The organism is Chlamydia sp., from assembly GCF_017472245.1.
Taxonomy (GTDB): Bacteria; Chlamydiota; Chlamydiia; order Chlamydiales; family Chlamydiaceae; genus Chlamydia.
In genome coordinates this window covers 229,816-244,525 of record NZ_JAFUQR010000005.1, presented here as the reverse complement: position 1 = coordinate 244,525, position 14,710 = coordinate 229,816, and the positions used below count along the sequence as shown (strand labels likewise).

Sequence of the window (14,710 nt, the reverse complement as noted above, 5' to 3'; positions counted from 1 at the left end):
ATGAAAAGCTTGGTTTACCACTTTATTGGCATTGGTGGGATAGGAATGAGTGCTTTGGCACATATTCTTCTCGATCGAGGATATAGAGTCTCTGGGAGTGATCTCTTTGAAAGCAAAGTGATAGAAAAGTTAAAAAAGAAGGGGGCGAAGTTTTGTTTAGGGCACCAGCAAGAGAATGTTCCTGAAGGAGCAGAAGTTATATACAGTTCTGGGATTGCTAAAACAAATCCTGAATTCCTATCTGCGCAAAGTAGAGGATGTCGTCTTATTCATAGAGCAGAGTTGTTGTCGGAACTTGCTCGAGATCAAAATTCCATTTTTGTTACAGGAAGCCATGGAAAGACCACCGTTTCTTCCTTGATTACGGCAATCTTACAAGAAGCTGGAAAGACTCCTTCTTTTGCGATAGGCGGTTTAAATAAAGAAGGGATAAATGGCGGTGCAGGCTCCGAATATTTTGTTGCTGAGGCTGATGAGAGCGATGGGTCTATTCGGAATTATCTTCCAGAATTTTCTGTAATTACCAATGTAGATGATGAGCATCTATCTAACTTTGGAGGAGATCGGGAGCGATTATTGGCTTCTTTGAAGGAGTTTTCTTGTAAAACCGCTCGAATCTGTTGGTACAATGGGGATTGTCCACGACTGTGTTCGTGTTTGAAAGGAAATACATTTGGATTTTCTGCTTCTTGTGATTTACGCATACTGTCTTATCGTCAAGAGGGATGGAGAGTGTATTTTACTGCGAGGTATCGTGAAGTAGAGTATTCGGATATAGAACTGCAGCTGATTGGTGAGCATAATGTCATGAATGCTGCCGCTGCTATGGGGATTGCTTTGTCATTAGGAATAGACGAATGTTCTATTAGAAATGCTTTGCAAGGATTTTGGGGAGTACAACGGCGATTACAGAGAAAGAACTTCTCCGAAAGATTTCTATTCTTGGAGGATTATGCGCATCATCCTTCGGAAATCACATGTACATTGCGTGCTGTGCGTAGTGCTGTAGGGCAGCGTCGTATTATGGCTATTTGTCAGCCGCATCGTTTTTCCCGGTTGAAAGAATGTATTGAAAGTTTCCCGTCAGCTTTTAAAAGTGCTGATGAAGTGGTATTGACAGAGGTATACAGCGCAGGAGAAGAGAGAGAAGAGGTCTCTTATCAAGAACTTGCTCAGGCCATTAGTCGAGAGTCTCTAGTCAGATGTCATTATGTTCCCTACAAAAGTCTGAAGTGTTTTTTAGAGAAGCGCATTCGTGTGCATGATGTTTGTGTAGCTTTAGGAGCCGGTGATATTGTAGCTTTAGGGGAAAGTTTACGGGATTTTGAACCGAAAAAGCTTTCTTTAGGGATTATTTGTGGAGGGAAATCTTGTGAACACGAGATTTCCATTCTATCTGCTCAAAATTTGGCAAAATGTCTTCCTTCTACTTTTTATGATGTTAGTTATTTTTTAGTTGCTAGAGATGGGTTGTGGCATAGTATTTCTTCCTTTGCATCTTCAGAAGGGGACGGGAAATCAGTCTTTTCTTCTGAAATAGCAGAGAAATTAGAAAAGATTGATGTGATTCTACCGATATTACATGGCCCTTATGGTGAGGATGGGGCTATGCAAGGTTTTTTAGAGACAATAGGGAAGCCATATACAGGCCCTTCTGTAGCTTTTTCTGCTTTAGCAATGAACAAAGTGCTTACTAAGCGTTTTATGAGTGACTTAGGAGTTCCTGTCGTTCCGTATTTACCGCTCACATTAATGGGGTGGAAGCAAGAACAAGAGAAGTGCTTGACTCGGATAACAGATGCCTTTTCTTTCCCAATGTTTGTTAAAGCTGTCCATTTAGGATCTAGTATTGGAATCTTTGAAGTTCATGATATTTTTGAGCTGCGGGACGCTATTAATGAGGCTTTTGCACGAAACGAAGACGTTTTTATCGAAGAGAATCGGCTAGGATGTAGGGAAATAGAAGTTTCTTTTTTAGGAGATGGGGCAGGAGTTTTTTTCGTTGCAGGAATGCATGAGCGACGTGGAAGCGGAGGGTTTATTGATTACCAAGAAAAATATGGACTAGGTGGTAGACCTAGCGCTCAGATTGTATTTGATGTTGATCTTCCTGAAAATACACAAAAGCAGTTACTCGAGGCAGCAGAAAAAGTTTATCGTTTATTAGGGGGAAAAGGGTTCTGCCGTATTGATTTCTTTGTTGATGATGAAGGAAGTTTTTGGTTGTCAGAGATGAATCCTATTCCTGGAATGACAGGAGCAAGCCCTTTTCTTACAGCGTTTATTCGTAAGGGATGGAGTCATGAGCAGATTGCCCACCAACTGATCATAGATGGGCTACAGCGATTTGATCAACGCCAACGCTTGATATCGACTTCTTTTGTAGATCAAGCGTTCGCTGTGAGGTGACCCTCAAAAGGGGAGAGATCACAGAAAGTCCCTTTCGAGGTCAACCGGACTAATCATGATGATGAGAGCAGCTGCAGCTGTGGCATGCGCCAGCCAGAGTGCGTACGGTGGCTGTAGGCTCTTCATCTTCAATGAAAGTAGAATCTTCCTCGAAATCTTCGACGGAAGATACCGTCATGTAATCTAACGATAACTCTTCGTCATTCATAAGAGTATTGCTTTCTGGTTGAGTAAGCTCAATAAGAACTTTCTTCTGTAATCTGGCACCGATGCGTTTCAGAATAGTTCTTAATGCTTGTATGGTTTGTCCTTTTCTACCGATGATTTTTCCAATGTCCTCGGAGGCTACACGGATTTCCAGCTTAATGGTTGCGCTGGCGCTATCTTCGGATGATCGAATCTCGACAGAATTAGGATCAGTGACTAAATTTTTAACGATATACGCTGCAAAATCTTCCATAAAATCTAAATCAAATTGAGAAATAAAAATCTTGATAAGAGGCTCTTGCCCAAGATCATGCGAAGGATATATGAAATTCTAAAAAAGCGTCAATATTTTCGCTTACAGGCCCCTATGGGCTATTTTCCTTCGGGATTATAGTAGAAAAATTTCTTTACTTACATTTAAGCAAAAGATAGTCCTTACAGCGAAGGTCACAAATGACGGAATGTTGAGGAGAAAAAACGCCGTGGGTAATGCCTTGTTGATAATGTTTGATCCCGGAAAGAAAAGAGTCTTTGCGAAAACGCAAAAGGGTACCGGAAGACAATGAAACTATAAACTCACCAGGATAATGGTCTAGTTGTGATAGATCGATAGTTTGAGGAGGGTCTATCTCTAGGGTGCTTATTAAAGTTTTTACAATAGATAACAGTGGATGGGGAAGGCGAGGGAGCATAAGAGCTTCTTGAGAAAAGAAGACTTTAGGGAGATTCAATGAATGAAAGAAAGGGAGAGCGGGAAAGATCTGCCCTTCAAAACCAATAAATGTGTTTGTTCTATTTCCTAAAAAAGCTAAGGGCTTATGCAAAGCATAAGAAATAGCAAGCCCTTTGTGATCAGGAACCTTCTCAATAGTAAGAAACGAAAATACCCCCAATGCATGTAAAGAGTGTTCTGCAGATTTGGTAGAAAAAGTTTGTAAAAAGAGAGGGGAATCTGCAGAAAGGTGTAATAAATCTGAGAAAAAAGGTTCTGGAAGGCAAGGGGGTTCAGTGCAAGTAAGGAACAGCGTTTTAATAGGAGTTAAAGAATGTTTAAAGTTTAGAAAATTAGGAAGAGTGAACCAAAGGCCTATAGGAAGAAAGATAAGAATGCTAATAAAAACGCAAAAAAAAGAGTAAGGGAGCGAATAAACAGGGCCTTTAGCAAAAAGAAAACGCAATATATGTACAAGAAAAGAAGGAGCGCGAGGAGCCAAGACAACCTCCAAAATCAAACAAGAAGAAGCTGGAGTACTTCTTTTTTAAAAGAAAAAAAACTAAAAAACCTTATTTGAAAATAAAAAGAAAAGATACCTCTCGTCAAGGATTTCATCACATTAAATAAAAAGCTGAATTAGAGAGAACAACTATGGAATGGATAGCAAGAGAATATAAAAATATTTTTATTGTGACTTTGAAAGGAGATTTGGATGCTGTAACTGTTCCTACTTTAGAAGATTTTTTGACAAAATCTATTGAGAAAGGTCGGGTGAACGTTCTCTTAAATATGGAAAAAGTTTTTTATATGAGTAGTGCTGGCCTGCGATTACTTCTTTCATTAGCAAAATTAACACAAAATCATAAGGGGAAGCTCTGTATCTGTTGTCTTAGAGATGAGGTTGCTGATATCATGCGTATCGCAGGATTAGATAAAGTAATCACCATGCGTAAAACAGAACAAGAATCTTTTAGTGATTTTTAAAATATGCCCTCACCAATTTCTTCAGGATCTGTTGCTAGCATCGCAGTGTGTTCAGATCCTCAAAAATCTTTTTCAAAAATGTTTAAACGAACAGTAATCTTGTTAGCAGGACCAACAGGCTCTGGAAAGACTGCGGTCTCTCTCAAGTTAGCCCCTCTTGTTGATGGAGAAATAGTTTCAGTAGATTCCATGCAGGTATACCAGGGAATGGATATAGGAACAGCAAAGGTTTCTTTAGCCATTCGTAAAGCTGTCCCTCATCACTTGATCGACGTTTGTCATGTGCAAGAGTCTTTTAATGCTGTTGATTTCTATTATCATGCTATACAGGCTTGTCAAGATATTTTATCGCGAAATAAAGTTCCGATTCTTGTGGGAGGGACAGGATTTTATTTTCATACTTTTCTAGCTGGCCCTCCTTCTGGTCCTTCTCCGGATTTTATCTTACGAGAGCAACTTACATTAGAGGCTCAAGAATTAGGGATAGGTGCTCTGTATCAAGAATTAGAGAAATTGGATCCAACTTATGCAGCAACTATCACCAAACACGATAAGAATAAAATCATTCGTGCTTTAGAGATAATTCGGAAGACAGGGAATAAGGTGTCTAGCTATTTTTGGCAATCCACAGTCAATAAATCAGAAGAATATCATTGTCGAGGTTGGTTTTTATCCCCAGATCCAGAGCTATTACGCCATAATCTTGAGGAGAGATGCGACCAAATGTTAAAAGAAGGCCTTTTGGATGAGATCAAAACTCTTTTAGCTTGGGGGATTAGAGAAAATACATCGGCATCTCGGGCAATTGGATATAGAGAATGGATAGAATTTTTAGATCAAGGGAGTCCTATAGAGTTGTTCGAAATTGTTAGGAAAAAATTCATTGCTAACACTTGGCGTTATACGAAAAAACAGCGCACGTGGTTTAAGCGTTATTCTCTGTTCAAAGAGCTCCATCCCATGGGGATGACTCTCGATGATATGGCCAAAAAGATAGCGCAAGACTACTTTCTATGTGGCTAGTTTTTGATTAAACAAAAGAAAGTGGACGATAGAACGTATCACGTTCTATAGGAGTAAAGCCTGCGTCAAGGAGCATTGTACGGATTTCTTGCTCTGAACTCTGTAAATCCCACCCTGTGCATTTGTGAACGCTTTCATCGAGAATAGTTCCCCCAAAATCATTGGCTCCATAGAACAGCCCCCGTAATCCTGCTTCTTTCCCCTCGCCGAACCAAGATGCTGCGATGTGATCGAAATTATCTAAAAAGATTCTTGCAATAGCGAGAATACGATAATAGAGCTCGGGAGATGCTTGGTGAGGAACTCGTCTTCCCAAAGCTGTGTGGTTAGGCTTATAACTCCAAGGGATGAAGCTAAAAAATCCAGGGTTTTCGTCTTGAGCATCTCGGAGAGTTTGCAAATGCAGAAGAATATCCTCCGCACTCTCCACATGTCCAAACATCATGGTTGCAGTCGAGCGAAACCCTAGACGATGCGCAAGTTTATGGAATTGTATCCAGCCATTAGGTTCCATCTTTTTAGGAGATATGAGTTTACGGATGCGTTCGGATAAGATTTCTGCTCCTCCTCCAGGGATTGTGCGTTGTCCTGCTTCCCAAAGACGTTCTAGAGCACGCTCTGTAGAAATTCCTGATATTTGAGCGGCATGAGAGATTTCTACTGCAGAAAAAAAATGCGGGTGTAAAGAGGGAAATTCTTGTTTGGTTATCGATACAAGAGTTTCTAAGTAATTTATATCGATTTCTGGATGTACTCCCCCTTGCAGTAAAACGGTTTTGATGCCGGCTTGAACATAGCGTTGCATTAGTTGACGAAATTTATCAAAAGAGAGCAAGTAGGCGTCAGGGGCATACGGCTTTCTGTAGAAAGCACAAAAAGAGCAATCTATTTTACAAATGTTTGTATAGTTAGGATTGGCATCTAAAACATAAGTAACGACATTTTGGGGATGGCGATCTTTACGCAGAGAATCTGCGCGGATACGAAGCTCTTCCAAGGGGGAAAAGAGAAAAAGGTGAAGCCCTTCTTGGAAAGAAATTCTTGCTGAAGATCCCATAAAACCGTTGACGATAATGCATTGCCAGAGCAAACTTTGACTACCAATTGTTTTTTTTGTCAAGACTCACACTAACCAATAGTTTATCATATGGATAATCCAGAACAGTGCTCAAATACACCAGAAGTAGAGCAAGAGCATGTGGTTTGCTGCAATCAGGAAACACTAGAAAATAATAATCACGCTAAAGAAGAGCTTTCATCCTCAGAGATGTCAGCGGAGGCTGTCCAAGGGTGTGAGTCAATAGAGGTTTTTGAGCAATTAGTTGCGGAAAGGAGCTCAGTAGAAGAAAAAATTTTATTGGCTCTTGAGCAGATGAAAGCTTTGCTAAAGAATTCAGATCAAAATAGTGATTTGAAGGTATTCTGGGGGATAAGAAAGTTCTGTTTACCTCTGTTTCAGCAGTTGGAAGACCCTACGCAAAAAGCGAGTCTCTGGGAGCGTTATACCGAGTTAACGAGAGAAGGTCGGCATCTGAAATCTTTGCAAGATGAGGAAGGCGCTTTCTTGGTGGGGCAGATTGAGTTGGCAATTTCTTGTTTAGAGTCTGATATCGGCGGGTTTTTCTCAAAAACGGAGCAAGAGGATCTTTCTAAAGAAGATTTAGCAGTTTTAGGAATTCAGAGTTTAGCTGCGCACAAAGATGTTTATTTTTCAACGCATGGGGATTTGCGCTGGTTGGGGGGCTTCTCTTCTCAAATTATCAACCTGAGAAAAGAGCTGATGAATATTAGTATGCGCATGAGGCTAAAAAGTCAATTTTTCCAAAGGTTGTCGGTTTTAGGAAATAAGGTATTCCCTCGCAGAAAGGAGTTAACGGAAAAGGTGAGCGAGCTTTTTGCTCAGGATGTGGAAGATTTTGTAGAAAAATATTTTTCAAAAGCTTCTAGAGAGACTCTTAAAAAGTCGGTCTTTTTCCTGCGAAAAGAAATTAAGAGGTTGCAGCAAGCTGCAAAGCATCTTGCAATCTCTTCCGCAGTATTTTCTTCTACTCGTTTACGCCTTAGTCAATGCTGGGATCAGCTTAAAGGTCTAGAAAAAGAGATTCGTCAGGAACAAAGTCGTTTAGTAGCAACTTCTGCTGAGAATGTAAAAGATGTTCAAGAGCGACTGGATCAGGTAGAGGCTCTTCTCCAGAATAATGAGGATATTGGTAAGGTCCGTAAGGAGATAGAGGTTATTTCTAAACATATCCGAGGGGTCTCTTTAGTTCATGACGATGTCGTTCTATTGAAGGGGCGTATTCAAACTTTATTAGGGGTAGTTCGAGATAGAGAAGCCTTACTTGAGCAAGAAACAAAAGAACAACAGGCAAAAGTAGAACAAGCAAGAGTCGAAGCAATTCAAGCCTTAGAAGACGAGGTTTACAGTTTTTGTAATCAATGTAAAGAAAATGAGCTTCCGGAAGGAGCAAAAGAACGTTGTCTTGAGTTGAAAGAGGCTGTAAGAAGGATGGCGTATCTTCCTTATTCAAGAAAGGTAGCGTTGGATAATCAGATAAATGCCGTGCAAAGAAATATTTTTGAACGGCTAGAAGAGCAGATGCTGGCTTGTCCAGATGCTAAAGAGAAAGTGTTAAATATGCGCCAGGTTTTGGAGCAAAGGTTGTTGCGACGCAAAGAGCTTAAAGCCAAGTTTGAATGCGATAAGAAATTGTTAGGAGGATCTGGGTTAGATTTCGACCGCGCACTACAGTACAGTGCTATGGTGGAAGAGGACAGAAAAGCTCTTGAAGAATTAGATTTGGCTATTATTGAGCTGAAAAAGCAGCTGCAACAGTTTGTTTAAAGACTCAGGAATAAATGGAAAGAAAATAGTCAAAAGGCTAATCACCTTTTGACTATTTTTTTTGTCGAATTAGAAAACTTAAGACTAGAAAACATCTAGGTATACAGCGTATCCTGGAAAGGCGATTGGTTCTTAGGAGAGCGAGTCTCTGTTTTTTTACTTCAGGGGCTGCAGGCAATTGTCATAAAGAAAAGACATTTTAACTAAAACTGTTTTGTAAAGATTTAGTTAGAGCCTGAGGTTTGCTTCTGTGTTAGTTGTGAGAGCTCCCTTTTAAGGGCTGGTAATCTCGCTGAGGAAAGGAACAGTTTTTAATGGGGAATATTCATGAGAGCCTTGGCTCAAGGGGTTTTCGCTCTCTAGAAAAAAAGCTCGACCTTATCTTAGATAATCGGGTATTCTCAGGCCAGTTTTATGGATTCGTTTTGTTTAAATTTATTAAAGGTAATTGTTAAAGCTATTGATAACAAAAAGGGCCGCAATCCTGTTGTTTTGGATGTTAAGAAGATTTCCCAGTTAACAGACTATTTCGTCTTTGTTGAGGGAAATGTCGGGGTTCATGTTAAGGCTGTAGCGGATACAATTATAGAGGAGTTAAAAAAGCTAAAAGTTTATCCATTAAATGTGGAAGGACTTAGTCATAGTGATTGGGTTGTTATTGATTACGGTTTTATCGTTATCCATTTATTTGTCTCTTCTGTGCGAGAACAGTATTGCTTAGAAGAGTTATGGAAAGATGGAGTGATCATTACGTCTGATTGGCTAGCTTCTTAAAGGAGAAAGTATGAACAAAAAACGTGTAGTTGTCACCGGAATGGGAATAGTCTCTTGCCTTGGGAATGAAATAGAATCTTTCTATGATAGTTTATTGGCAGGGATTAGTGGAGTGCGCACTATTACTTCCTTCTCTTGTGATGACTATGCTACACGCTTTGCTGGATGGATAGAAGAATTTAACCCAGAACCTTATTTAGATAGGAAGCAAGCTAGACGTGTCGACCCTTTTATTACCTATGCGGTTGTAGCTGCAAAAAAAGCGATCGCGATGTCTCGTTGGGATCAGGATACCCTTCCTGCGGGTCCTCATCGTTGTGGGGTTATTATTGGGTCTGGGATGGGAGGATTACGGACTCTTGATGAGGGAATCGAGAAATTATCAGCAGGACATAGAAAATTATCACCGTTTTTTATCCCTTATATCATAACTAACATGGCTCCAGCTTTGATCGCTATGGACTATGGTTTGATGGGGCCAAATTATTCTATTTCAACAGCTTGTGCAACAGCTAACTACTGCATTGATGCTGCTTACCAGCATCTTATTGAGGGGCGCGCGGATGTGATCGTTTGTGGAGGGACCGAAGCTGCGATTAATCGTGTTGGCTTAGCTGGGTTTATTGCGAATCGTGCGTTGTCAGAGAGAAACGATGCTCCTGAGCAGGCTTCTCGTCCTTGGGATAGAGATCGGGATGGTTTTGTTCTTGGGGAGGGAGCGGGCGTTCTTGTTTTAGAGACTCTTGATAATGCTCTGAAGAGAGAGGCTCCGATTTTTGCTGAGGTACTTGGAACATACACAACATGTGATGCTTTTCATATTACTGCTCCTAGAGACGATGGGGAAGGAATCTCGGCTTGTGTACTGGGAGCCTTGGATAAAGCTGGCATTCCTAAGGAACGTGTGAATTATATTAATGCACACGGAACTTCTACTCCTTTGGGGGATTTATCTGAGGTGTTGGCTATGAAGAAGGCTTTTGGATCTCATGTTAAAAATTTGCGAATGAATTCAACTAAATCATTGATAGGGCATTGTTTGGGAGCTGCAGGAGGGGTAGAGGCTGTAGCTACTATTCAGGCTATTCAGACAGGGAAGTTGCACCCCACAATTAATATAGATAATCCGATAGCAGAAATAGAAGAGTTTGATGTGGTTGCGAATAAAGCCCAGGATTGGGATGTTGACGTAGCTATGTCGAACTCTTTCGGTTTCGGCGGACATAATTCAACGATATTATTTTCGAGGTATGAACCTTCACTATGATGAAAACTAAGCACGAATATTCTTTTGGCGTTATTCCTATCAGATTTTTTGGTACTCCGGATAGAAGTACTTTAAAGGCTTGTTTTATCTGCCATACAGATGGAAAACATTGGGGTTTTCCTAAGGGGCATGCTGAGGAAAAAGAGGGCCCTCAGGAAGCCGCAGAGAGAGAGCTTGTTGAAGAAACTGGTTTAGGAGTTGTTAATTTTTTCCCAAAAATATTTGTGGAAAACTATTCTTTTAATGACAAAGAAGAAATTTTTGTTCGTAAAGAGGTGACCTACTTTCTTGCGGAAGTGAAAGGAGAGGTGCACGCGGATCCTAATGAAATTTGCGATGTACAGTGGCTGAGCTTGCAAGAAGGATTACGTCTTTTGAATTTTCCAGAAATTCGTAATATTGTTACGGAAGCAGATAGATTTGTTCAAAGCTATTTGTTTGCTTCATAAAATCCCCTAGGATGAAAAAAACTTGGTTGGGAAGGTTGTTGCGGGGTTCTTCCGCAACGGCCTTTCTTTTTATTTAGAGGAAAAGATTGCAGTAATCTTCATGAGCCAAGCGAATCACTTTTTGAGCTTCTTTTTTCCCATACAAGCCCATAATCTCGATTTTGGCAGGCTGTCCTTGGATTAAACTCTCTGGAGTAGCTTTGTAGGTTAAGAAATAATGTTGGATCATATCCAAAACAGTGCCTGGGCAGTCTGAAATATCTTCTATGCTTCCATAGACCAAATCATCCTCTAAAACAGCGATAATTTTATCATCAGCTTCTCCAGAATCTAGGATACGAATCCCTCCAATAGGGCGTGCTTGGAGCAAGATGTTGCCCTGCGTAATATTCTTTTCTGTTAATACGCAAATATCAAGAGGATCTCCATCACCTTTAATGTTCTCTCTATTACTTTGTTTCCCGCTGTATTCTCCGGAAAGCTCTCCACAATATGTTTTTGGTAAAAGACCATATAAGCATGGGCAGAAGTTCGAAAATTTTTGTGGACGATCGACTTTCAATATACCAGAGTCTTTATCCAATTCAAATTTGACAGAGTCTGTTGGAGTGATTTCTATATAACAACAAAGAGATTCGTAATCATCGCATGTTAGCATTGGTCCGTGCCAAGGATGAACGATTGATAATGGTGTTTTAGACATGATAAAACTCTCTATAAATGTATTTTTTACGCAATTATCCTGTGCTTACAGCTTATTCGTCCAGATAGTTTTCATGTTCTTATTAAGGGTTTAAACTTTATCTTTAACGAAGACCTTTCTTTTTGCTTTTATTCTTGTCATCATGAAAAATATCGAAAAATTTCTTAGAAGTTTCTCTCGGACTTTTTTTGTAAAAAGAACTGAGAACTATTGTGAAATGATATAAGCCGGACATTAGATATGAAATACTCTCTGCAGATAGAAGACCTTCATATTGAGGGATATGAACAGGTTTTAAAAATCACTTGTGAATCTGTACGGTTAGTTGCCGTGATTGCTATTCACCAAACAAAGGTAGGGCCTGCTTTGGGAGGGGTTCGAGCTTTTGCCTATTCTCAGTTCGATGATGGACTACAGGATGCTTTGTGGTTGTCAAAAGCTATGACATACAAAGCTCTCATTAGTAATACAGGAACCGGAGGCGGAAAGAGTGTAATCTTTTTGCCTCAAGATCTTTCTCATCCCACAGAAGATATGTTAAGAGCCTTTGGTCAAGCTGTTGACTCTTTACAGGGGAAATATATCGCTGCTGAGGATGTTGGAATTTCCGTTCGGGATATTATGATTATGAGTGAGGAAACTTCTTATGTTTGTGGTCTCGAGGCAATAAGCGGAGATCCTTCTGTATATACAGCTCACGGTGTGTTTTTGTGCATTCAAGAGACGGTAAAATATCTTTGGGGAGGAGAGATAAAAGGGAAGCGAATTGCTATCCAAGGATTAGGAGCGGTAGGACGTAAGTTGGTTCATGAGTTATTTTTTGCAGGCGCCGATTTAATAGTATGTGACAGAAGGAAAGAGCTTCTTGACGAAGTAGTTACTTTATATGAAGCTCGCGTTGATGAAGACATCGTGTCTGCGGATTGTGATATTTTGTGTCCATGTGCATTGGGTGGAATCATTAACACTAGTAGTATTAACAGACTTCGATGCCGAGCTATTGTTGGAGCTGCAAATAATCAACTTGAGCACTCCCTTATAGGACAGGAATTAGCTGCTCGAAATATTCTTTATGCACCGGATTATCTTGTTAATGCTGGAGGCTTGTTAAATGTAACAAGCCCGATAGGGCACCCATATTCTCCTAAAGATGTTTTGCAAAAGGTAGAGAATATACCGACGACACTCCGGAATTTATATGAACGAAGTGCTCAAGAGAAGTTAGATACGGAAGCTCTTGCCAATGCTATAGTTGAAGAGCGCTTAGCTGCCTATTCTTAGAGAAAGGAGATGGTGTTTCGTAAGGTGAAGTTGCTGGGATAGGCTCGTAACGGAGTTTATGTAAAGTTTCCAAGATGATGCTATGCATGTGCTCATTGGCAGAAGCAAGGATCAGGGGGATTCTCTCTAAATATAAGCTAGGATCTGAGAAAGAAAGCGAAACACCAGACATATCCGTAACAAGTCCCCCGGCTTCCTCTATAAGAAAGATACCAGGGGCGTGGTCTCTGTAATGGGCTCTTGGGGGGGAGTAGGGAATGCGAATAAAAAAGTCTACCGTATTGTCTGCAACCCAAGCATATTTGCATTGACTGTCCGCGCGAACAGGCTGAGGTTGCCATGGTAGATGCTTACTCAAAATGTGAGTGGTTAGATGTTGGTGGTTCCTTGCAGAGAGTGAAGCTTCACAGAATTTGCGGGTTGGTTGGAAATCTTTACAGAGAGAGAAAGAAGAAGAGTGAGAGGGGTGGCAAATAGTAAGTCCTTTGCCCTTAGCAGCTGAATAAACTTTGAAAGAGTTGGTTCTCGGTGTAGGGCAAGCTATTACGGAAAGGATAGGAGTGTGTTTATAAAATAGGGAGAGAGCGATAGCAAAGCTGCGCTGTTTAATAAAACCTGAGGTGCCATCAATAGGGTCCGTTAACCAAAATAAAGAAGAATGGGAATCCTTGGGAGATAGAGCATTACAGAGATCCTGGTAAGAAACCGTTGGATCAAGTTGTTTTGCAAATTGTATAATTAAGGGAAGCCTGTCTTGATCCTCTATTGGATTAAAGGTTTCCTCTCCTACCAAAGGGATATGTGGGAATAAAGAGGTGAGCCTGCGATAAAAATAGTATTGGATAGCATAATCTGCGGGAGTAACGTAAGTTTGATCGGGTTTTCTCCAAGAAGGAATCCATTTATGCGCTTTCCGATAGCGCATAAGCAACAGCATAGCCTGCGTGACGACTATTTCCGCAGCTTTCTGACAATCAATAAGAAGGGAGAACATAACTCTTTCCGCTGTTGCAAAGGGATAACGATCACTCTCTATAAGGAGGAAATGTTATTGTAACGAGAGGACATCCTAACTAGAGAGAGGTTTCTTAGCAAGAGTAGAGCTACTACAGAGTTGCACAAATAGCTTGTCTTTTTGTAAAGATTATTAACGAAAATGCTGGTTTACGATATCTTTTTGATAATAAATGAAAGAATAGTTCTTTTCAGAATGAAAACCTGTTAATTTGGATATGGAAATATTGCATTTGTTAGTGCAGTAATAATTTTAATGGACCCAAGGGAAAGTATGAAGATAGGGTTTTGGCGTAGACTATATGAAGTGGTATATACCGCTCTTATAGGGTGCGCTTTAAAGCTTCGCTATCGCGTGTCAGTTGAAGGATTAGAGGTTATTGGCCCTAATCCTCATAAAGGAGCTTTGTTTCTCTCAAACCATGTGGCTGAGATAGACCCTGTTATTTTAGAGCACGTGTTCTGGTTAAAATTTCATGTGCGGCCCATAGCCGTGGATTATTTGTTTAATAATTCTGTGGTCAAATGGTTTCTTGATTCTGTAAGAGCCATCCCTGTGCCTTCCGTCGTCCCTGGAAGGGATGACAAGCGCTTGTTTGAAAGAATGGAGCACTTCTACGTGTGTGCAACCCGGGCGTTGGATAACAAAGAGAGCTTACTTCTTTATCCATCCGGAAGATTATCGAGAAATGGAAGAGAAGAAATCGTTAATCAGCATGCTGCCTTTACGCTTTTGCACAGAGCTAAGGAATGCGACGTTTTTTTAGTAAAGATTACTGGGTTGTGGGGGAGTTCTTTTTCGAGATATAAAACGGGAAGTACACCAAAATTAGGTAAAGTATTTAAAGATGCGATAAAGGCTTTATTGTGGCGTGGAATTTTTTTCATGCCTAAACGTGAGGTAAAGGTTTCGGTTTGCCAAGCAGATTACTCGGTGTTAAAGCAGTTCCCAACGAAACAGGAATTCAATACTTTTCTCTCGGATTGGTTTAATCAAGAGGGTGGGGAGACTCCTTTGCAGGTTCCCTACGCATAGGTA

At 40.5% G+C, this 14,710-nt stretch carries 14 protein-coding genes; 9 read left to right on the top strand and 5 right to left on the bottom strand.

The features are described from left to right. Positions 1-2,409, top strand: a complete 2,409-nt coding sequence (locus IJ490_RS02120) for a bifunctional UDP-N-acetylmuramate--L-alanine ligase/D-alanine--D-alanine ligase (protein ID WP_291893035.1) — start codon at positions 1-3, stop codon at positions 2,407-2,409. A 49-nt stretch (positions 2,410-2,458) separates the two neighbouring features. Here the strand turns inward: IJ490_RS02120 and IJ490_RS02115 are convergent, their stop codons facing one another. Both IJ490_RS02115 and IJ490_RS02110 read right to left on the bottom strand, forming a co-directional pair. Beyond that, positions 2,459-2,869, bottom strand: a complete 411-nt coding sequence (locus IJ490_RS02115; RefSeq protein WP_291893033.1) for a KH domain-containing protein — start codon at positions 2,867-2,869, stop codon at positions 2,459-2,461. A 154-nt stretch (positions 2,870-3,023) separates the two neighbouring features. Further along, positions 3,024-3,830, bottom strand: a complete 807-nt coding sequence (locus IJ490_RS02110; protein ID WP_291893030.1) for a hypothetical protein — start codon at positions 3,828-3,830, stop codon at positions 3,024-3,026. 152 nt (positions 3,831-3,982) lie between these two features. On the opposite strand from IJ490_RS02110, the gene IJ490_RS02105 reads away from it, so the two are divergent. Both IJ490_RS02105 and miaA read left to right on the top strand, forming a co-directional pair. Next, entirely contained in the window at positions 3,983-4,315 is a 333-nt protein-coding gene (locus IJ490_RS02105) for an anti-sigma factor antagonist (RefSeq protein WP_291893025.1), read from the top strand. 3 nt (positions 4,316-4,318) lie between these two features. Next, entirely contained in the window at positions 4,319-5,338 is a 1,020-nt protein-coding gene (gene miaA, locus IJ490_RS02100; protein WP_291893022.1) for a tRNA (adenosine(37)-N6)-dimethylallyltransferase MiaA, read from the top strand. A gap of 7 nt (positions 5,339-5,345) precedes the next feature. Here the strand turns inward: miaA and mqnC are convergent, their stop codons facing one another. Beyond that, a complete protein-coding gene (gene mqnC / locus IJ490_RS02095) occupies positions 5,346-6,395 on the bottom strand; it encodes a cyclic dehypoxanthinyl futalosine synthase (protein ID WP_291893107.1) in 1,050 nt (349 codons plus the stop codon). Between the two features lie 90 nt (positions 6,396-6,485). Here mqnC and IJ490_RS02090 point away from each other — a divergent pair, with 90 nt between their 5' ends. The 4 genes from IJ490_RS02090 to IJ490_RS02075 all read left to right on the top strand — a co-directional run bounded on the left by IJ490_RS02090 (position 6,486) and on the right by IJ490_RS02075 (position 10,673). Continuing rightward, positions 6,486-8,183, top strand: coding sequence for a hypothetical protein (locus IJ490_RS02090; RefSeq protein WP_291893019.1), 1,698 nt, complete (start codon positions 6,486-6,488; stop codon positions 8,181-8,183). A gap of 414 nt (positions 8,184-8,597) precedes the next feature. After that, the gene (gene rsfS / locus IJ490_RS02085; RefSeq protein WP_291893016.1) at positions 8,598-8,957 is read left to right on the top strand and encodes a ribosome silencing factor; all 360 of its coding nucleotides are present in this window, start codon (positions 8,598-8,600) and stop codon (positions 8,955-8,957) included. Between the two features lie 10 nt (positions 8,958-8,967). Beyond that, entirely contained in the window at positions 8,968-10,224 is a 1,257-nt protein-coding gene (gene fabF, locus IJ490_RS02080) for a beta-ketoacyl-ACP synthase II (RefSeq protein ID WP_291893013.1), read from the top strand. Further along, positions 10,221-10,673 carry an NUDIX domain-containing protein gene (locus IJ490_RS02075; RefSeq protein ID WP_291893011.1) on the top strand — a complete coding sequence of 151 codons (453 nt, stop codon included), beginning with the start codon at positions 10,221-10,223 and terminating at the stop codon, positions 10,671-10,673. Before fabF ends, IJ490_RS02075 begins: the two co-directional genes overlap by 4 nt. A 73-nt stretch (positions 10,674-10,746) precedes the next feature. On the opposite strand, the gene IJ490_RS02070 is transcribed toward IJ490_RS02075, so the two are convergent. After that, complete coding sequence (locus IJ490_RS02070; protein ID WP_291893008.1) at positions 10,747-11,376, bottom strand: inorganic pyrophosphatase; 630 nt, start codon at positions 11,374-11,376, stop codon at positions 10,747-10,749. A gap of 240 nt (positions 11,377-11,616) precedes the next feature. Between IJ490_RS02070 and IJ490_RS02065 the strand changes: the two genes are divergently transcribed. Next, positions 11,617-12,657 carry a Glu/Leu/Phe/Val dehydrogenase gene (locus tag IJ490_RS02065; protein WP_291893005.1) on the top strand — a complete coding sequence of 347 codons (1,041 nt, stop codon included), beginning with the start codon at positions 11,617-11,619 and terminating at the stop codon, positions 12,655-12,657. Here IJ490_RS02065 and IJ490_RS02060 read toward each other — a convergent pair. Next, complete coding sequence (locus IJ490_RS02060) at positions 12,623-13,651, bottom strand: inositol monophosphatase family protein (protein ID WP_291893003.1); 1,029 nt, start codon at positions 13,649-13,651, stop codon at positions 12,623-12,625. The genes IJ490_RS02065 and IJ490_RS02060 overlap by 35 nt on opposite strands. Positions 13,652-13,945: 294 nt before the next feature. Here IJ490_RS02060 and IJ490_RS02055 point away from each other — a divergent pair, with 294 nt between their 5' ends. Continuing rightward, entirely contained in the window at positions 13,946-14,707 is a 762-nt protein-coding gene (locus IJ490_RS02055; RefSeq protein ID WP_291893000.1) for a 1-acyl-sn-glycerol-3-phosphate acyltransferase, read from the top strand. The last annotated feature ends 3 nt before the right edge of the window (positions 14,708-14,710 follow it).

Excerpts from the sequence above, each read along its gene's own strand:
- IJ490_RS02120 (WP_291893035.1), top strand. The coding sequence starts at position 1 with ATGAAAAGCTTGGTTTACCACTTTATTGGCATTGGTGGGATAGGAATG.
- IJ490_RS02115 (WP_291893033.1), bottom strand. The coding sequence starts at position 2,869 with ATGGAAGATTTTGCAGCGTATATCGTTAAAAATTTAGTCACTGATCCT.
- IJ490_RS02105 (WP_291893025.1), top strand. The coding sequence starts at position 3,983 with ATGGAATGGATAGCAAGAGAATATAAAAATATTTTTATTGTGACTTTG.
- miaA (WP_291893022.1), top strand. The coding sequence starts at position 4,319 with ATGCCCTCACCAATTTCTTCAGGATCTGTTGCTAGCATCGCAGTGTGT.
- mqnC (WP_291893107.1), bottom strand. The coding sequence starts at position 6,395 with ATGGGATCTTCAGCAAGAATTTCTTTCCAAGAAGGGCTTCACCTTTTT.
- IJ490_RS02090 (WP_291893019.1), top strand. The coding sequence starts at position 6,486 with ATGGATAATCCAGAACAGTGCTCAAATACACCAGAAGTAGAGCAAGAG.
- rsfS (WP_291893016.1), top strand. The coding sequence starts at position 8,598 with ATGGATTCGTTTTGTTTAAATTTATTAAAGGTAATTGTTAAAGCTATT.
- fabF (WP_291893013.1), top strand. The coding sequence starts at position 8,968 with ATGAACAAAAAACGTGTAGTTGTCACCGGAATGGGAATAGTCTCTTGC.
- IJ490_RS02075 (WP_291893011.1), top strand. The coding sequence starts at position 10,221 with ATGATGAAAACTAAGCACGAATATTCTTTTGGCGTTATTCCTATCAGA.
- IJ490_RS02070 (WP_291893008.1), bottom strand. The coding sequence starts at position 11,376 with ATGTCTAAAACACCATTATCAATCGTTCATCCTTGGCACGGACCAATG.
- IJ490_RS02065 (WP_291893005.1), top strand. The coding sequence starts at position 11,617 with ATGAAATACTCTCTGCAGATAGAAGACCTTCATATTGAGGGATATGAA.
- IJ490_RS02060 (WP_291893003.1), bottom strand. The coding sequence starts at position 13,651 with ATGTTCTCCCTTCTTATTGATTGTCAGAAAGCTGCGGAAATAGTCGTC.
- IJ490_RS02055 (WP_291893000.1), top strand. The coding sequence starts at position 13,946 with ATGAAGATAGGGTTTTGGCGTAGACTATATGAAGTGGTATATACCGCT.